We start from the raw sequence: 17,597 nt of genomic DNA, 5'->3' as shown, positions 1-17,597 counted from the left end.
CGAAACTAAATTCTTAGTATAAATTAGGATATTTCGATGGATTTACCTCATTCATCATGCTGTATACTTTTTCATAAATATCTTCAGTAGAAGGCTTAGAAAAGTAATCTCCATCAGTACCATAAGCAGGTCTGTGAGCTTTAGCAGTTAATGTTTGTGGTTTGCTATCTAAATGTAAATAGGCGTCTTGTTGCTCAACAATTTGTTGCAAGATAAAAGCAGAAGCCCCACCTGGTAAATCTTCGTCGATTACTAATAAGCGATTAGTTTTTGCGATACTTTTTACAATGTCTTGATTAACATCAAAAGGAAGTAGAGATTGTAAATCGATAACTTCACAATCGATACCAGCTTGTAATAATTCAGTAGCTGCTTGTTCTACTAATCGTAACGTTGAACCGTATGAAACAAGGGTAATATCTTTACCTTCTCTTAGCGTTTCAATAACCCCAATCGGAGTTTTGAATTCTCCATAGTTGCTTGGTGCTTTTTCTTTTAATCTATATCCGTTTAAACATTCGATTACAAGAGCAGGCTCGTCACATTCTAATAAAGTATTGTAGAATCCAGCTGCTTGAGTCATGTTTCTTGGTACTAATACATGAATTCCGCGGATAGCATTTATAATCATTCCCATCGGTGAACCCGAATGCCAGATACCCTCTAAACGGTGACCACGTGTTCTAACGATTAATGGTGCTTTTTGTTTACCTACAGTTCTATATTGTAAAGTAGCCAAATCATCACTCATGATTTGGATTGCATATAGTAAATAATCTAAATACTGAATTTCAGCAATAGGACGCAATCCTCTCAAAGCCATTCCGATTCCTTGACCAATTATGGTTGCTTCACGAATACCTACATCGGCAACACGAAGTTCTCCATATTTTTCTTGCATACCTTCTAGACCTTGGTTAACGTCACCAATGTTTCCTACATCTTCTCCAAAGATTAATGTTTCAGGATATTTTGTAAACAAAGCATCAAAATTATCTCTTACAATCATTCTTCCATCAACGTCTAAGCTATTTGCTTCGTATTTAGGTAGTACCTTCTCAACAGAGAAAACATTTAAATCAGAGTCAGAGAATAAATTACTGCTAAATTTTTCTTGAGTTGTAGCAATGTAAGAAGTAATCCAGCTTGATAGCTCGGTTCTGCAGTCTTCATTTACAATTAAACGCAATACTTTACGTGCAACAGCAAGCATCTCCTTTTTAAGTGGTGATTTTATAGCGCTTAAGTCAGCTGTAAGTTTTAATATTAGGTCTTTGTTTGCGCTTTTTGGAGCAATACTTTCTAATAAAGAAAGTAATTCTTTTTGATCTTGAATAATAGGATCTATAAAAGAACTCCATGCTTCTTTTTTAGCATCAAGAACTTCTTTTTTCAATTCAAGTTCCATTTCATCCAATTCTTCAGGAGATGCAATATTAATAGCAATCATCCATAATTTCATTTGACGAATACAGTCAAAATCTTTTTCCCAAGCCAGACGAGCTGCATTCTTATAACGTTCGTGAGAACCAGAAGTAGAGTGTCCTTGAGGTTGTGTTAATTCATTAACGTGAATTAATACAGGAATATGTTTTTCGCGTGCAATAGCAGCTGCCTCTTCATAAGTAGCTATTAATTCAGCGTAATCCCAACCTTTTACTCTAAAGATTTCATATCCGTTAGAGTTTTCGTCGCGTTGGTATCCTTTTAATATTTCAGAAATATTTTCTTTAGTAGTTTGATGTCTTGCGTGAACCGAAATTCCGTATTCATCATCCCAAACACTCATTACCATTGGTACTTGAAGTACTCCAGCAGCGTTTATGGTTTCAAAAAATAAACCTTCAGATGTACTAGCGTTTCCGATAGTTCCCCAAGCAATTTCGTTACCATTAACCGAGAAATTATCTTTGATTTTTATATCATCAACATTTCTATATATTTTAGATGCCTGAGCAAGTCCTAATAATCTTGGCATTTGCCCAGCAGTAGGAGAGATATCGGCACTAGAATTTTTTTGTTTAGTTAGATCTTTCCAAGAACCATCTTCATTTAAACTATGAGTAACAAAGTGTCCACCCATTTGTCTTCCTGCCGACATTGGATCAAAATCTAAATCGGTATGCCCGTATAAACCAGCAAAAAATTGTTTAGGAGTTAATTCTCCAATTGCCATCATAAAAGTTTGATCGCGGTAGTATCCTGAGCGGAAGTCACCATTCTTGAAAGCCTTAGCCATCGCTAATTGAGGGACTTCTTTTCCATCGCCAAAAATTCCAAATTTGGCTTTTCCTGTCAATACTTCTTTACGACCTATTAAGCTACATTCCCTGCTGATTATAGCGATTCTGTAGTCGTTCAAGACTTCGGTTTTGAAATCTTCGAAAGTAAGTGTAGTATTGTTTTTTTCTTTTATCATAATCTGGAAAGGGTCATGTTAGGTCACAAAATTACTTAAAAAGTAGCAATTATCATAATTCGTTAAAAAAAATATAATTTAATTATCTGTATTTAAATGGGTATTACAGGATGCTTTTTTTATGGTATTTTTATTGTTTTGTGTAATTTTGTGATAATAATTTATGTTTTATTTAATTTATGTTTGATTAAAACCACTTTCTTGTAAAAAGATTGGTTAATGTTTTAGGGGATAAAGTAACTACAAATCGTATTTTTTCGCCATATTTATCTTGAGAAATTTCCCATCCATTATTAGAATACACAGGAAAATACAATTCAAAGTAATCTGGCACAAAATTTAATCGAATACCACTGTCATATATAAATGTTTCCGAACGACCTTTACTTTTAATAAAACCAACATCACCATAAGCTTCAATCCAGTTCCAAAGAGAGTAACTTGCATTTAATGTTGTTATCCATTGATTGGCAAATTGAGGAATTAATTTGGATTTAAAGCCCCCTTCAGCCATTATATATTGCTGACTAAAAATACCAGTACTTTCAGATCGACCATAATAATTATAGTCAAACAAATAATCAGTTGGGCGATCAATACCGAAACTAAAATAATCAGAATTGGTGTTGTTGTATAAAAACGCTCCAGCGTACATTCTAAGATTAATTTGTCGATTGTTTTCAAACAGTTTTCTGAATTCTATTTCACTGGCAAGTTTCCCAAATTCGCTAGCAAATTGTACTTCCGACATAAAATTAAAATGATTCGTAATCTCAGTTTTTGTATTAAAATAACGAGCATTGAATACAGAATAATTCGGACTAGAATTGTCCGTAATATAATTGCTTTTCTCACGATTTACAATGACCTGTCGCATTGTAATAAGCTGTTTTCTATTGTCACGAAAATTTTCTGCTCTAATTCGTAACTGTACCATTGGATTTAATTTTAGGTACGTTGCGTCGGGAGCATAATGAAAATAGGCTTCAGAAAAGGAATACTTCACATTATATAAAGTGCTATTTCTATAATTTTGAACAAAAGAGAAAGAAGACGAGCCAGATATCGTTTTTGCTTTTATAGAATAAGCAGGGTTAATATCAAAAGTAAACGGTTTGTCTAATATTGTTTTATTATGAAAGCGCATTCCCGGAGTAATTCCGTCATAATAATTATAGTTAAGCGTTGGAATATAGATTATCTGATTGTAATATGGATCTTCTAAATCTTTAGCAAAATTAAATTTTATAGGACGATTGGTAGGATAAAATCCTTTTAAGGATTTCCAGTTGTTTCTCAAATTGTACTCAGGAACCTCATTCTCGTAATTCAAAACAATTTTATCAGCATTTTTTCTCTCTACAGTAAATGTAGTGTCGGTGCTTTTTGTGTCAATCCATTGTTTAAACATTACGTCCTTTTTCTTTACTCCATACACAGGAATAGGAAGGTAAGTATCGGTTTTGTTTCTTATAGAAAATGTAATGCTGTCTTTTGTTTTAGAGACATTGTGAAATTTGTAATCTATTATTTTTCTTGAATTTATTATAACATCAAAGAACCAATCGATATTCTTATTGGCGTTATAACTCATTAAACTTTCAAAATTGGTGCGACTAACTTGCTCTATTTTATTAAGTTCATAAAAATCCTGAATACTTGTTTTTACGCTATTGTTACCCAAATAATCATCTAGATAACTAAGGCTTAGTCCAGCTCGGTATTTGCTCGCAATTTGTTCGTTAAACTTTATTAGCGTGTTTTTTGGGTCGCCCAATGGTTGGTCTAGGTTTTTACGAGCCATAAGCATATAGAAATAACTGTACTGTTCGTTAAAACTCAGGTTTGTTATTTTGTAGCTTTTTAAAATTTTCAGCTTAGAAAGGCTTCCCATCATTTTTTGGTCAGGATAGTTTTCTTCAATGTATTTCATCATGACATAGATCTGTATGCCATCATAAATCCAGTTGTCCTTTCTTGGGTCAAGACGTAAACTATTCTTTAGATAGGTATTCAAGTAAGTCTTTAGGAACTTAATCTCAAACATAAATGTATCAGGAAACGGATTTATAAATGAAGGTAATTGGTTCAAGCCATAAAACGGATTCCTTTCATAATCTATTTGCGAAATAGTAATTTTATCATGTGGGTATTTACCAATATAGGTATTCGTGTAATCTACAATTTTGTTGATAGCAAGTGCCTTCTGTATTTCGTTTAAATTGTTGTTCTTTAAATTTGTAGCAACTTCTAATGTGCCAATTTTATAATTTTTAAAACTATTTTTAGGCTCAATAAACATGCTGAAATCAGTTCTTTTATTGCCAGAATAGTTGGTATTGCTATATTTTTCAAACTGCTCTTGCGAGACCTTGTCTAAATCGGTTGTTATAGTGTAATTATTAGGAACTTTTATTTCAACCTCATAATCGGTAGTTGCATTTGCAATATCATCTAGATTATAATTGTTGTATTTTATGAAACGGTGGTTTTCAAATCGCGCAGGGCTCAAAAACCAGTTTTTTAGGTTTAGACTTCCGTTTTGTGAAAATCCATATCTCGTAAATTTATCACTAGGGATTTTAACGATATAAGTAAGATGCAGAGAGATTGTTTCGTTAGGAGCTAGTTTCTGGTTTAGCTTGACAATAATATAATCTGGGTTTTTAGCAGATCTTTCCCAAGCAAGAGCTCCGTCTTGAGTATCGGTTAAGCTAATAATTGTTGTATTTCCTCGCTCTTCGGGTTTGGCTAAATGAAATCCTCTGTAAAACTCATCCGAAAAACGTTTGGCAAGAGGAGTATTTTTATCAGAGAATGAATTGTTCCAATCATTAAGAACAACCGAAATTAAAGTATCATTCGATACGTTGTTAAAAGTAATATCCTGTCTGATGTTCAATGTTTTTAGCTCGAGATTTACTGCAACTGTCATTTTAGAATGATGCTGAGCGCATAGTTTTATTGAACTAAATAAAACAAGAGTATAAATAATAAGTTTAGAAAGTAACTTCAATGATTATCTTTAAAGGTTTAATAACGAAATAAATATACTATTAATTGTGGAGTTATAAAACCCAATAGATATAAAAAAGTAAAAAAAAAGCTGTTATTACACAGCTTTTAAATTTTAGAAATTTGGACTTAAATCATATTTTTTGTAGAATTTATCCAGTGCTTCAACCACTTCATCCTCAGAATCAACGATTTTAAATAGGTCTAAATCATCAGGACTTACAGTATGTTCTTTCTCAACCAAAACAGTTTTTACCCAATCAATTAATCCTGACCAGAATTCGGTTCCAACCAAAATAATAGGGAATTTTCCAATTTTTTTAGTCTGAATCAAAGTGATTGCTTCAAACATTTCATCAAGAGTTCCAAAACCACCAGGCATAACCACAAAACCTTGAGAATATTTTACAAACATTACTTTACGTACAAAAAAGTAGTCAAAGTTTAAGTTTTTATCACGGTCAATATAAGGGTTAAAGTGTTGTTCAAAAGGCAATTCAATATTTAATCCTACCGAAGTTCCTCCTCCTAAGTGAGCACCTTTATTACCAGCTTCCATAATTCCAGGACCACCACCAGTAATTACACCATAGCCAGCTTTACTGATTTTATAAGCAATTTTCTCAGCCAATAAATAATATTTATCATCCGGTTTTGTTCTTGCTGATCCAAAAATAGATACACATGGACCAATGCGTCCCATATTTTCATATCCATTTACAAATTCAGCCATGATTTTAAAAATCGCCCAACTATCATTGGTTCTGATTTCATTCCATGTTTTTTGTTTTAATCTATCTTGGATTACTTTATCCTCGTCATTGTCAAAATCTTCTAATCTCATTTTCTTTTGTATTAATTTATTTTTTCAGAAGCACCTTCCAGCTATCCGCTTTATCTTTTGGTTTTAAAGAAAAACCAAAAGGATGCCGCTACTATCTGGGCTAGGGTTTCGTCTTAAAATTTGTGTTTGTTTTTTTAAAGCGGGGTGCAATATACTAAGATAATTCTTTTTTCAAAAACTGCGCCGTATAGCTTTTTTTATTTTTAATTATTTCCTCAGGAGTACCTTTTGCAACTAGCTGTCCGCCACCTTTTCCACCTTCAGGACCAATGTCTATAATATAATCGGCTAGTTTTATGACATCCATATTATGCTCGATAATCAAGATTGTATTTCCTTTGTCGACTAGTTTGTTAATTACATCCATAAGAACTCGAATATCTTCAAAATGCAATCCTGTTGTAGGTTCGTCAAGAATATAGAAAGTGTTTCCAGTATCTTTTTTAGATAATTCACCAGCCAATTTAATACGTTGCGCTTCACCACCAGAAAGGGTTGTGCTTTGCTGTCCAAGAGTAATATATCCTAAACCAACATCTTGAATTGTTTTTACTTTTCTGTAAATCTTAGGGATATTTTCAAAAAACGGAACCGCTTCATCTACAGTCATATTCAAAACATCTGAGATAGATTTCCCTTTATAACGTATTTCAAGAGTTTCGCGATTAAAACGTTTTCCTTGACAAGTTTCACATTCAACGTAAACATCAGGTAAGAAGTTCATTTCGATAGTTCTCACACCCGAACCTTCGCAGGTTTCACAACGACCACCTTTTACATTAAAGCTAAAACGACCAGCCTTGTAACCACGAATCATACTTTCGGAAGTCATCGTAAACAGATTTCTTATTTCTGTAAAAACCTCAGTATATGTGGCAGGATTAGAACGTGGCGTTCTTCCAATCGGACTTTGGTCAATATCAATAACTTTATCAATATGTTCTAAACCTTCAATTTTTTTGTATGGTTGCGGTTTCTTAACGCCATTAAAATAATAAGCATTTAAGATAGGATAGAGCGTTTCGTTAATCAATGTCGATTTTCCACTTCCAGAGACACCCGTAACGCAAATCATTTTTCCTAATGGCAATTCTATCGAAACATTTTTTAGATTGTTTCCAGTAGCACCAGTAAGTTTCAAAAACTTTCCGTTTCCTTCACGACGTTTTGCTGGAATTTCAATTTTCATTTCGCCATTCAAGTACATTGCCGTTGTGGTATGTTGGTCTAAAATTTCTTTAGGAGTTCCTTTACTGATAATCTCACCACCAAATTTCCCTGCTTTCGGACCAATGTCAATTACATAATCAGCACGTTCAATCATATCTTTATCGTGTTCAACCACAATAACAGAGTTTCCGATATCACGCAATTGTTCCAAAGAATGAATTAGTTTTTCATTGTCTCTCTGATGTAAACCAATACTAGGCTCATCAAGAATGTATAATACACCCACTAATTGTGAACCAATTTGAGTTGCTAATCGAATACGTTGTGCTTCTCCACCAGATAGTGATTTTGAACTTCGGCTTAAAGCCAAATAATTCAAACCAACATTCATTAAGAAGTTCAAACGGTCTTTTATTTCTTTGACAACCTCAGAAGCAATCAAAAGTTGTTTGTCGGTTAAATGACTTTGTAGATCCATAAACCATACAGTCAAATCCGATATATCCATATCACACAGTTCGGTGATATTTTTTTCATTTATTTTAAAGAATAAAGCCTCTTTTTTTAATCTAGAACCATGACATTCTGGACATTTTATTTCATCCATGAAGTCTTTTGCCCAACGTTTTATTGTAGTCGAAGCGCTTTCATCGTGTTGATTCTTGATAAAATTTGATATTCCTTCAAAATCTATTTTATAATCTCTAGCAACACCAAGATCTTTTGAATTTACTGTGAATTTGTCTTTACCACCATGCAAAATCATGCTCATAGCTTCTTCAGAAATTTTCTCGATAGGATCAGTGATTTTAAAACCAAACTTCTCTCCAATAACTTCCAATTGCTTAAAAATCCAAGATGACTTATATTCACCAAGCGGAACAAATCCACCCGCTTTAATAGATAATTTAGGGTTAGGTATTATTTTCTTGATATTGATTTCATGTACAGTTCCCAATCCGTTACAATGAGGGCAAGCCCCTTTTGGTGAGTTGAACGAAAATAAATTTGGTTCCGGATTTTGATAAGATATTCCAGTAGACGGACACATTAGGTTACGACTAAAATAACGTACTTCATTGGTGTCTTGGTCTAAAATCATTAATACATTTTCACCGTGGTGCATTGCAGTATTAATACTTTCTGATAATCGCTTTTGATTGTCAGGCGTATCTTCAATAACCATTCTGTCTACTACAATCTCAATATCATGTGTTTTATAACGATCTAGTTTCATTCCTGAAACCAAATCTTGAACCTCGCCATTAACGCGAACTTTTATAAAACCTTGTTTTGTTATTTGTTGAAAAAGTTCTGCATAATGCCCTTTACGTGCCTTAATTACAGGAGCAAGAATATTTATACGCTTGCCACTAAAGTCATGAATAATCAAATCTTTAATTTGCTCATCACTATAGCTAACCATTTTTTCGCCCGTATTATAACTATAGGCATCAGCACCTCTAGCAAATAATAGACGAAGAAAATCGTATATTTCAGTAATTGTTCCTACAGTAGAACGAGGACTCTTACTGGTTGTTTTTTGTTCAATAGCAATTACAGGCGAAAGTCCGTCGATTTTATCAACGTCAGGGCGTTCCAAGCCACCTAAAAATTGTCTGGCATAAGCAGAAAAAGTTTCTACATAACGACGTTGTCCTTCAGCATAGATGGTATCAAATGCCAAAGAAGATTTCCCCGAACCAGATAAACCGGTAATTACTACCAGTTGTTCACGAGGAATAGAAATATCGATATTTTTTAGATTGTGAACTCTTGCGCCAAGAACTTCAATAGTATTATTTGTATCCGACATAATTTTTGCAAAAAAGCAAAGTTACCATTTTGATTTGTTCTTTTGATACAACACTATAGAAGTTTGTGTTAAAAAGAAATACAAAAAATGGGATATTCAGATATTATAAATTAAAATTATTCTATCGTCATCGATTTTAATTTGGTTCTATAGGCTTCTAGTGCTATAGATTTGGAAATGAACCCGTAATATTTTCCGTTTTTTATAACTGGTAAAAATGCCACTTTAGATGCTTCGAATTTATTCATTACTGTTTCCATGCTATCTATCGAAGAAATAGTTGCTGGTGGCGTCTTCATGACATCTTTTATCAAGGTATATTTTACCCTGTAAACATTAAATATAATTTCTCTAATGTCATTAAAGTGTACTATTCCTACCAACTCAGAATCTGAATTGATTACTGCAAAAACAACTTGGTTGGAGTGCGAAATGTAATCAACTAATTTACTCAGATGTTCATCTGGAGAAACAGTTAAATAATCCGTTTGAATGATAGAGTCAATTTCTAGAGTCGATAAAATATTCGAATCTTTATTGCTTGTAAAAGCATGTCCTTTTTGTGCCAATCCTTTTACATCAAGAGAATACTTTTCAAAACGCTTAGAAATAGCAAAACTAATTGAAGATACTATCATAAGTGGAATCATTAAGCTGTAACCACCTGTAATTTCTGCAATAAGGAAAATCGCAGTAAGGGGAGCATGAAATAGTCCGCTTAGAATTCCTGCCATTCCTACCATAGTAAAATTACTAATAGGCAATTGAGTAAGACCAGTTAGGCTAATTAATTTTGAAAAGAAATAACCTATGTAAGAACCCAGAAATAGGGAAGGAGCAAAATTCCCTCCATTTCCACCACTACCAATTGTTAAACCAGATGCAAAAACTTTAACCATCATCGTACATCCAACAAAAAGTAATAAAACCCACTGATTGTTTCTAAAACTTTCAAATAAGGTATTGTCTAATAATTTCCCCGGATCACTTTCTGATAAAGTTTTTATACTTTCGTATCCCTCTCCAAAAAGAGTTGGAAAGATGAAAATAAGAATTGCTAACATTGAAGATCCGAACAGCGCTTTTTTATAAGCACTCATTTTCAATTTAGAAAAATAATGTTCTACTCTTTGGAAATTTCTAGAGTAATAGATAGCTATAAAACCAGTCAATACCCCTAGAAGTACGTAGAAGAAAATATTATGATAATCAAATGTTTGTTGTTGCTTAAAAGACAATAAAACATTCTCGTCCAAAACAATTGCAGAAACCAAAGCACCAGTAGCAGCCGAAATCATAATTGGGGTAAATGCAGAAATACTTACATCAACCAATAAAACTTCGATAGCAAAAAGAACTCCAGCAATTGGGGCATTAAATGCAGCGGCAATTCCGGCAGCAACACCACAACCTATAAGTAATGTTCGGTCTTTATAAGGCAATTTATAGTTCTGTGCATAATTAGAACCAAAAGCAGCTCCTGTAACCACAATTGGGCTTTCTAAACCTGCAGAACCACCAAGACCAACAGTAAGGGAACTGGTGATAATTTGCGCGTACATTTGTTTTTTAGGAATAATACTCGCTTTCTTGGCAACAGTATATAAAATTTGAGAAGTCCCTTTTTCAATGGTACCACCCAAGACTCTTTTTACAACAAAAACAGTAAGTAAGATACCAATGATAGGCAAGATACTATTGATGAAGCTTAGTTTTAAAATTCCATTAATGTAAGTGGCAAACGAGAATACACTATGTGCAAAGGTCTTTAAGACAATTACAGCAAAGGCACAGGAAATACCAACCAAAACACTGGACATGAATATGAATTGCTTTTGCGTCAATATTGATTGCAGCATAGCAATAATTGATTCGAATCTCCTGAAGTATTTTTTTAACATTATGTTTTAAAAAAGTTATATGATAGTGCAAATTTAACCTTTAGAACCCAGACTAAGCAATTTTAAAGCTGTTAATCTCCTTAAAGAAATTAACAGCTTTAAAAAACAGGGTTCTATATGTTGTTTAATTTAAAAACCAACAGCAGCATCATCTCCACGATAATCAGCGCCACCTTCTAGTTTTTTGTTTGGTAAAACTAAAATTGCATCTACTTTTCCTATTACAGGAGGATTTTTTTCGTTGATGATATAATTTTTAGATTTTAAATAATCAAGTGTTTTTGTGTCAAATGCATTCGGTTCAAAAATAACATTGTCAGGTAACCATTGGTGATGAAAACGAGGAGCATTTACTGCTTCTTGCATACTGAAATTATATTCATGTACATTTAAGATAGTTTGCAAAACCGATGTGATAATTGTAGATCCTCCAGGAGTTCCTACTACCATATATAAGCTGCCATTTTTTTCAACAATTGTAGGCGTCATAGAACTTAACATTCTTTTTTTAGGAGCAATACTATTAGCTTCGTTTCCTACTAGTCCAAACATATTTGGCTCACCCGGTTTTACACTAAAATCGTCCATTTCATTGTTTAGGAAAAAACCAAGTTCATCACAGTAATACTTAGAACCGTATCCATCATTAAGTGTTGTTGTTGCAGCAATAGCATTTCCAAATTGATCAACAATCGAATAATGTGTTGTTTCAGTACTTTCGCTATATTTTACTTCTCCTTGCTTTATGTCTGATGATAAAGAGGCTTTGTCAAAACTAAAACTAGACATTCTTTGTTTTAAATAATTATCAGCAAGTAATCCTTTTAATGGGATTTTTACAAAATCAGGATCACCTAAATAATAACTTCTATCAGCATAAGCTCTTCTTTCAGCTTCTACAATAACCTGAATAGCCTCAGCAGAGTTGTGTCCCATTTTTTCGATATCATAAGGCTCAATCATTTTTAAAATTTGTGCCAAACAGATTCCGCCACTACTAGGAGGAGACATTGAGGTGATTTTTAAATCTTTGTAATTAAAAGTTAATGGATCTCTCCATTTAGCTTCATACAATGCTAAATCTTTCATGGTGATAATTCCACCCTTTTTATTAAGATAATCAACTAGCATTTTAGCAGTTTTACCTTTGTAAAACTCATTACGGCCATTCTTTTGAATTCTTTTTAGAGTTTCAGCTAATGCAGGATATTTGATAGTGTCATTTTCTTTGTATACAGTAGCTAATAAAGTGTTCTTGCCATTTCTTTCTATAATAGCGTCACGATGACTATCCAATCTAGCTTCTTGTTTTTTGGTTACAATTACCCCTCTTTCAGCAAGAGCAATAACAGGCTCAAGAATTGTTTTCATTGGTAGAGAACCAAACTTTTTATGTACTGCAAAAACTCCTGCAATAGTTCCGGGAACTCCAATTGCTAGTGGGGTTTCAGTACTCTTTCCTTTAATTACATTTCCGTTTTTGTCTAAAAACATATCTTTAGTAGCTGCCAAAGGAGCTCTTTCTCTGTAATCAAGAGAACCAACTTCGCCATTTGCTTTTCTGTATACCATAAAGCCACCGCCACCAATATTTCCAGCATAAGGGAAAGCTACTGCCAAAGCTAGTTCGGTAGCAACCATTGCATCAAATGCATTTCCTCCTTTTTTCATAATATCAGCACCAATTTTTGATGCTTCTTCTCGTGCCGAGACAACCATTGCTTTGTTGGTGACCAATCCAGTTGGTTGATTGGTTGTGCTCTGGGCAAAAGAGGTTAGAGAAATAAAGTAGCATAAAAAGGCAATCTTTTTCATAATGAAAGTAATTTGTGATTAACATGTTGTTTTAATTCTTCAAAAAAGGCAGTGAATTCAGTTTCAAATTCGGTATAGTATTCTTTTAGCTCGGTACTAGCAAACTGCATTTTTGAAGTGTTTTTTGTTCTGCGATCCATTTGGGTCAGGATATGATGAATCCCTTCAATGGTTTGATAACTTACCAGCCAATTTTCCCTAAACATAATAGGCATCAGATGTTGCGTTCTCTCAGTTAAAACACTGTGATTTTCAGTTAAAGAATCATAAAATTTTTTAACGAAATCATCAAGATTTTCATCTGAATAGGCTTTCCAGTTTTTGGCTAGGAAATGATCGTAAAACACATCAATAATAACACCAGCATAATGATGGTATTTTTCATGAAGCTTTTTGGTGCTTTGCCTAAATATAGGGTGAGCGTCTGTATAAGTATCTATGGCACGGTGCAAAATTATGCCTTTTTGAATTTCTGAAGGGAAACTTTCAAATTGTTTTCCTCGAATTCCGTCGGCCATGAAATTGCCAATTTTGATTAAATCATTATCGCCAGAAAGGTATATATGAGCTAGGAAATTCATTTTTTAGGAGTTACTAACGCTATAAAAAGGTAAGACGTTAAGTTTACTCTTGTAAATGTAATAAAAACTTTTTAACTCATTTGCTTAAAAATACAAGGGTTTGGATAGTTTTTTAAAATCTTGCCTTCTTATTCTCTTAGTTACTCAGCAACTTTTTTATATTTGTAGCAGTAACCGTAACTCAATATAATGACTTTAATAAAATCGATATCAGGGATAAGAGGAACAATTGGAGGTAAAGTAGGCGATAATCTAACTCCAGTTGATGCAGTAAAATTTGCTTCGGCTTATGGAACATTCCTTAAAAATAATATTAAAAAAGAAAAACTAACAGTTGTAATTGGTCGTGATGCTAGAATTTCAGGCCCAATGATACACAATCTAGTTGTAAATACATTAGTAGGTTTAGGGATAAACGTTATAGATTTAGGTCTTTCGACAACGCCAACTGTAGAAGTTGCTGTTCCTTTGGAAAAAGCTGATGGTGGAATAATACTTACAGCATCTCATAATCCAAAACAGTGGAATGCTTTAAAATTGTTGAATGAAAAAGGAGAATTTCTGAATGGAGCTGAAGGAGCAAAAATTCTAGAAATTGCCGAAGCTGAAGCTTTCGATTTTTCGGATGTAGATAACTTAGGAGAGATTACGATCAATGACGCTTATATGGATATCCATATTGATGAGGTTTTAAACTTGCCTTTAGTAGATGTTGAAGCTGTAAAAGCGGCAAAATTTAAAGTTGTTGTTGATGGAGTAAATTCTTCAGGAGGAATAATTATTCCGAAATTATTAGAATTAATGGGTGTTGAGGTAGTAAAATTATATTGCGAACCTAACGGACATTTTCCTCACAATCCAGAACCATTAAAAGAACATCTTACGGATATTTCGGAATTAGTGGTGAAAGAAAAAGCGCATTTAGGTGTAGTAGTAGATCCAGATGTAGATCGCTTGGCTTTTATTTGTGAAGATGGTGAAATGTTTGGTGAAGAATATACTTTAGTAGCTTGTGCTGATTATGTTTTGAGTAAAACACCTGGGAATACAGTTTCTAATATGTCATCATCTCGTGCTTTAAGAGACGTTACACTTTCTCACAACGGCAAATATGAGGCTAGTGCAGTAGGAGAGGTGAATGTAGTAGAATTAATGAAAAAAAATAATGCTATCATTGGTGGAGAAGGAAACGGAGGAATTATTTATCCGGAGTCACATTATGGGCGTGATAGTTTGGTAGGAGTTGCATTGTTCTTGACGCACTTGGCTAATAAAAAAATGAGTGTTTCAGCTTTGCGTGCTTCATATCCAGAATACTATATGAGTAAAAATAAAATCGAATTAACACCACAAATTGATGTTGATGCGATTTTGGTTGCAATGACCGAGAAATATAAAAATGAAGATATTTCAACCATTGATGGAGTTAAAATTGATTTTGCGACAGAATGGGTTCATTTAAGAAAATCAAATACAGAACCGATAATTCGTATTTATACAGAAGCACCATCGCAAGATAAAGCAGATGTTTTAGCTTTAAGAATTATAGATGAAATAAAAGCTATTGCAGGAATTTAAATCTGATATTACTTTTAATAAAAAAATCCCGAAATTAATTTCGGGATTTTTTGTTTTATGTGCGTAATTATCTTCTGTGTTTCCATCTTTTATGGGTCCATAAATAGTACTCTGGAGCTTCTAGAATTTGCTTTTCAACTTCTCTTAGGTAAGCATGTGTAATTTCAAAACCATCTGCTTTTTTTGGAGTATCACAAATCGGAATAAAAGTAGCTTCGTAGTAGCCGCGTTTTACTTTTTTTACTTTCACAAATAAAACGCTTAAATTGTATTTTCTTGCTAGCATTTCTGCACCAGTATGAACAGGAACCTCTATTCCCATAAAAGAATCCCAATGAAAAGCTCTGTCTAATTTAGGAGATTGATCACTTGCTAAGCCATACATACTTAAAATACCATCTCTCTGGTTTTGTGCCATGAGTGGAATTATTTTTTTAGTTTCGACTAATTCAGCATCATATTTAGAACGTATTTTTCGAACTAATTTGTCGAAATAAGGATTTACAATTTTTTTATAAACCCCAATTCCTCTAAATTTAATTTGCGAATTTACGGTCAATAGCCATTCCCAACTTGCATAATGCGAAGCAACCAAAACAACACTTTGACCTTTCTTTTCGTATTCTTTTATAAGTTCAATGTTGGTAATGACAAAACGTTTATGCATTTCTTCCGGAGAAATAGTCATTGTTTTTATCATTTCCAAAAACATATCACACATGTGTTGGTAAAACTTTTTTTCAACTCCTTTTCTCTCCTTTTCGTTAAGATGAGGTAATGCAAGTGCCAAATTTTCTTTAACTGTTTTTCTTCGGTACCCAACTAGATAATATACGACGAAGTAAACAACATCAGAAAACAGGTAAAAAATTCGAAATGGGAGTATAGATATAATCCAAAGTAATGGATATGATATTATATAAACAAGAAATTGCATGCAGTTTAATTTTTTACAAATATAACTCAAAAATGAATAACGTATATCTTTTAATCAGTAACTGTCGTGTCTATGAGAATTACTATATTTACAATTCACAATAAATGAAGAATATGAATACTATTTTGATAGGAATAATTGTTGCCAATGTTTTAGTTAGTTATAAGGGATTTAATGATCTTTCCTTTTTTAGAAAATATGAATTTCATGTCGGAAGTATTCGCTCAGGAGAACAAATAAGAATGTTAACATCTGGTTTCTTGCATGTTGATATGATGCACTTGCTTTTTAATATGCTAACACTTTACTTTTTTGCACCAGTTGTTATTGGTCATTTAGGAAATTTTTCGTTTGCATTGATTTATATAGGTAGCTTGGTTTTCGGAAGTTTACTAACAATGGTATTTCATAAAAATGATTATAGTTATCGTGCAGTAGGAGCCTCGGGAGCTGTAACAGGGATTTTGTATTCTGCAATTTTATTACAACCAGATATGATGCTGGGGATATTTTTTATAATTCCGATGCCAGCTTATCTTTTCGGAATCCTGTATTTACTGTACTCGATATACGGAATGAGAGCAAAAAATGATAATATTGGTCATACAGCCCATTTTGGAGGAGCAATAGGTGGATATTTTATTACACTAATAAAAGATCCTGCATTAGTTGTTGATCATTCATTGATGGTCATACTGTTAGCTATTCCAATAGTTATTCTTTTTATAATGGCTAAGCTCGGAAAACTATAATGGCACAACTTTTGAAAAGAATTAACCAAACAATTAAATGATACAAATATGAAAAAAATAGCTTTATTTTTAACCCTTATGTTTATGACTATGACTTACGCTCAAGAAACTAAACAGATTCCTCAAATTAGTGTGTCTGGTGAAGGAAAAGTGAAAGTTGCTCCAGATCAAGCAACAATTTTAGCAACTATCGAAACCAAAGGCAGTAATGCTAAGGATGTGAAGAAACAAAACGATCAAAAAATGGATGCGGTTTTAAAATTCATTAAAAAGATGAATATCCCAACTGCAGATTTTAAGACAAAACAAGTTTCGCTAAACCCACAATATGATTATGAAAAGAAAAAACATAATTATAATGCAACTCAAACAGTTGAAATCTTATTGAAAGACTTGACTAAGTATGATGAGTTAATGGAAGGTTTAGTTGATCAAGGAATCAATCGTATTGATAATGTAACTTTTGAATCTTCTAAATTGGCGCAACATGAGTCAGAAGCTAGAAAATTAGCTATTAAAGATGCAAAATCAAAAGCAGAGGATTATGTTTCTGTTTTAGGACAAAAAGTTGGTAAAGCAATCGTAATTTCAGATAATTCTCAAGGATACCGTCCACAACCAATCTTTGCTGGTATGAAAGCTATGGCTATGGATAGTGCTGGTGCGGCTTCAAACGAAACACTTGCAATAGGAGAAATTGAAATCATATCAAACGTAAGTGTGAGCTTTATTCTAGAATAATAAAGTAGCTCCCTTATTATATAGTAAA

11 protein-coding genes are annotated in these 17,597 nt (G+C 33.1%); 3 read left to right on the top strand and 8 right to left on the bottom strand.

The window, feature by feature from the left end; genetic code table 11:
- Positions 1-13: 13 nt before the first annotated feature.
- The 7 genes from LNQ49_RS04160 to LNQ49_RS04130 form a co-directional block, all read right to left on the bottom strand.
- Positions 14-2,419, bottom strand: a complete 2,406-nt coding sequence (locus LNQ49_RS04160; protein WP_229987460.1) for an alpha-ketoacid dehydrogenase subunit alpha/beta — start codon at positions 2,417-2,419, stop codon at positions 14-16.
- Between the two features lie 187 nt (positions 2,420-2,606).
- A complete protein-coding gene (locus tag LNQ49_RS04155; protein ID WP_229987459.1) occupies positions 2,607-5,354 on the bottom strand; it encodes a gluzincin family metallopeptidase in 2,748 nt (915 codons plus the stop codon).
- A 195-nt stretch (positions 5,355-5,549) separates the two neighbouring features.
- Complete coding sequence (locus tag LNQ49_RS04150; protein ID WP_229987458.1) at positions 5,550-6,278, bottom strand: LOG family protein; 729 nt, start codon at positions 6,276-6,278, stop codon at positions 5,550-5,552.
- A gap of 154 nt (positions 6,279-6,432) precedes the next feature.
- On the bottom strand, positions 6,433-9,264 hold the full coding sequence (uvrA, locus tag LNQ49_RS04145; RefSeq protein WP_229987457.1) for an excinuclease ABC subunit UvrA: 2,832 nt from the start codon (positions 9,262-9,264) through the stop codon (positions 6,433-6,435).
- Between the two features lie 116 nt (positions 9,265-9,380).
- Positions 9,381-11,165 (bottom strand): chloride channel protein, encoded by a 1,785-nt coding sequence (locus LNQ49_RS04140; RefSeq protein WP_229987456.1) that lies wholly within the window; start codon positions 11,163-11,165, stop codon positions 9,381-9,383.
- Between the two features lie 129 nt (positions 11,166-11,294).
- A complete protein-coding gene (gene ggt, locus LNQ49_RS04135; RefSeq protein ID WP_229987455.1) occupies positions 11,295-12,980 on the bottom strand; it encodes a gamma-glutamyltransferase in 1,686 nt (561 codons plus the stop codon).
- Positions 12,977-13,561 (bottom strand): acyl carrier protein phosphodiesterase, encoded by a 585-nt coding sequence (locus LNQ49_RS04130; protein ID WP_229987454.1) that lies wholly within the window; start codon positions 13,559-13,561, stop codon positions 12,977-12,979. The genes ggt and LNQ49_RS04130 overlap by 4 nt, the downstream gene beginning before the upstream one ends.
- 189 nt (positions 13,562-13,750) lie before the next feature.
- Between LNQ49_RS04130 and glmM the strand changes: the two genes are divergently transcribed.
- Positions 13,751-15,139: a phosphoglucosamine mutase gene (glmM, locus tag LNQ49_RS04125; RefSeq protein WP_229987453.1), complete on the top strand. Its 1,389-nt coding sequence runs from the start codon at positions 13,751-13,753 to the stop codon at positions 15,137-15,139.
- A gap of 67 nt (positions 15,140-15,206) precedes the next feature.
- Here glmM and LNQ49_RS04120 read toward each other — a convergent pair whose 3' ends face one another.
- The gene (locus tag LNQ49_RS04120; RefSeq protein WP_229987452.1) at positions 15,207-16,076 is read right to left on the bottom strand and encodes a lysophospholipid acyltransferase family protein; all 870 of its coding nucleotides are present in this window, start codon (positions 16,074-16,076) and stop codon (positions 15,207-15,209) included.
- Between the two features lie 113 nt (positions 16,077-16,189).
- Between LNQ49_RS04120 and LNQ49_RS04115 the strand changes: the two genes are divergently transcribed.
- The gene (locus tag LNQ49_RS04115) at positions 16,190-16,828 is read left to right on the top strand and encodes a rhomboid family intramembrane serine protease (RefSeq protein ID WP_229987451.1); all 639 of its coding nucleotides are present in this window, start codon (positions 16,190-16,192) and stop codon (positions 16,826-16,828) included.
- Positions 16,829-16,876: 48 nt separating this feature from the next.
- Positions 16,877-17,569 carry an SIMPL domain-containing protein gene (locus LNQ49_RS04110; RefSeq protein ID WP_229987450.1) on the top strand — a complete coding sequence of 231 codons (693 nt, stop codon included), beginning with the start codon at positions 16,877-16,879 and terminating at the stop codon, positions 17,567-17,569.
- Positions 17,570-17,597 lie beyond the last annotated feature (28 nt).

It is taken from the genome of Flavobacterium pisciphilum, from assembly GCF_020905345.1.
Classification (GTDB): domain Bacteria; phylum Bacteroidota; class Bacteroidia; order Flavobacteriales; family Flavobacteriaceae; genus Flavobacterium; species Flavobacterium pisciphilum.
This window is presented reverse-complemented; position numbering and strand designations above follow the sequence as displayed.

Excerpts from the sequence above, each read along its gene's own strand:
- LNQ49_RS04160 (WP_229987460.1), bottom strand. The coding sequence starts at position 2,419 with ATGATAAAAGAAAAAAACAATACTACACTTACTTTCGAAGATTTCAAA.
- LNQ49_RS04155 (WP_229987459.1), bottom strand. The coding sequence starts at position 5,354 with ATGACAGTTGCAGTAAATCTCGAGCTAAAAACATTGAACATCAGACAG.
- LNQ49_RS04150 (WP_229987458.1), bottom strand. The coding sequence starts at position 6,278 with ATGAGATTAGAAGATTTTGACAATGACGAGGATAAAGTAATCCAAGAT.
- uvrA (WP_229987457.1), bottom strand. The coding sequence starts at position 9,264 with ATGTCGGATACAAATAATACTATTGAAGTTCTTGGCGCAAGAGTTCAC.
- LNQ49_RS04140 (WP_229987456.1), bottom strand. The coding sequence starts at position 11,165 with ATGTTAAAAAAATACTTCAGGAGATTCGAATCAATTATTGCTATGCTG.
- ggt (WP_229987455.1), bottom strand. The coding sequence starts at position 12,980 with ATGAAAAAGATTGCCTTTTTATGCTACTTTATTTCTCTAACCTCTTTT.
- LNQ49_RS04130 (WP_229987454.1), bottom strand. The coding sequence starts at position 13,561 with ATGAATTTCCTAGCTCATATATACCTTTCTGGCGATAATGATTTAATC.
- glmM (WP_229987453.1), top strand. The coding sequence starts at position 13,751 with ATGACTTTAATAAAATCGATATCAGGGATAAGAGGAACAATTGGAGGT.
- LNQ49_RS04120 (WP_229987452.1), bottom strand. The coding sequence starts at position 16,076 with ATGCAATTTCTTGTTTATATAATATCATATCCATTACTTTGGATTATA.
- LNQ49_RS04115 (WP_229987451.1), top strand. The coding sequence starts at position 16,190 with ATGAATACTATTTTGATAGGAATAATTGTTGCCAATGTTTTAGTTAGT.
- LNQ49_RS04110 (WP_229987450.1), top strand. The coding sequence starts at position 16,877 with ATGAAAAAAATAGCTTTATTTTTAACCCTTATGTTTATGACTATGACT.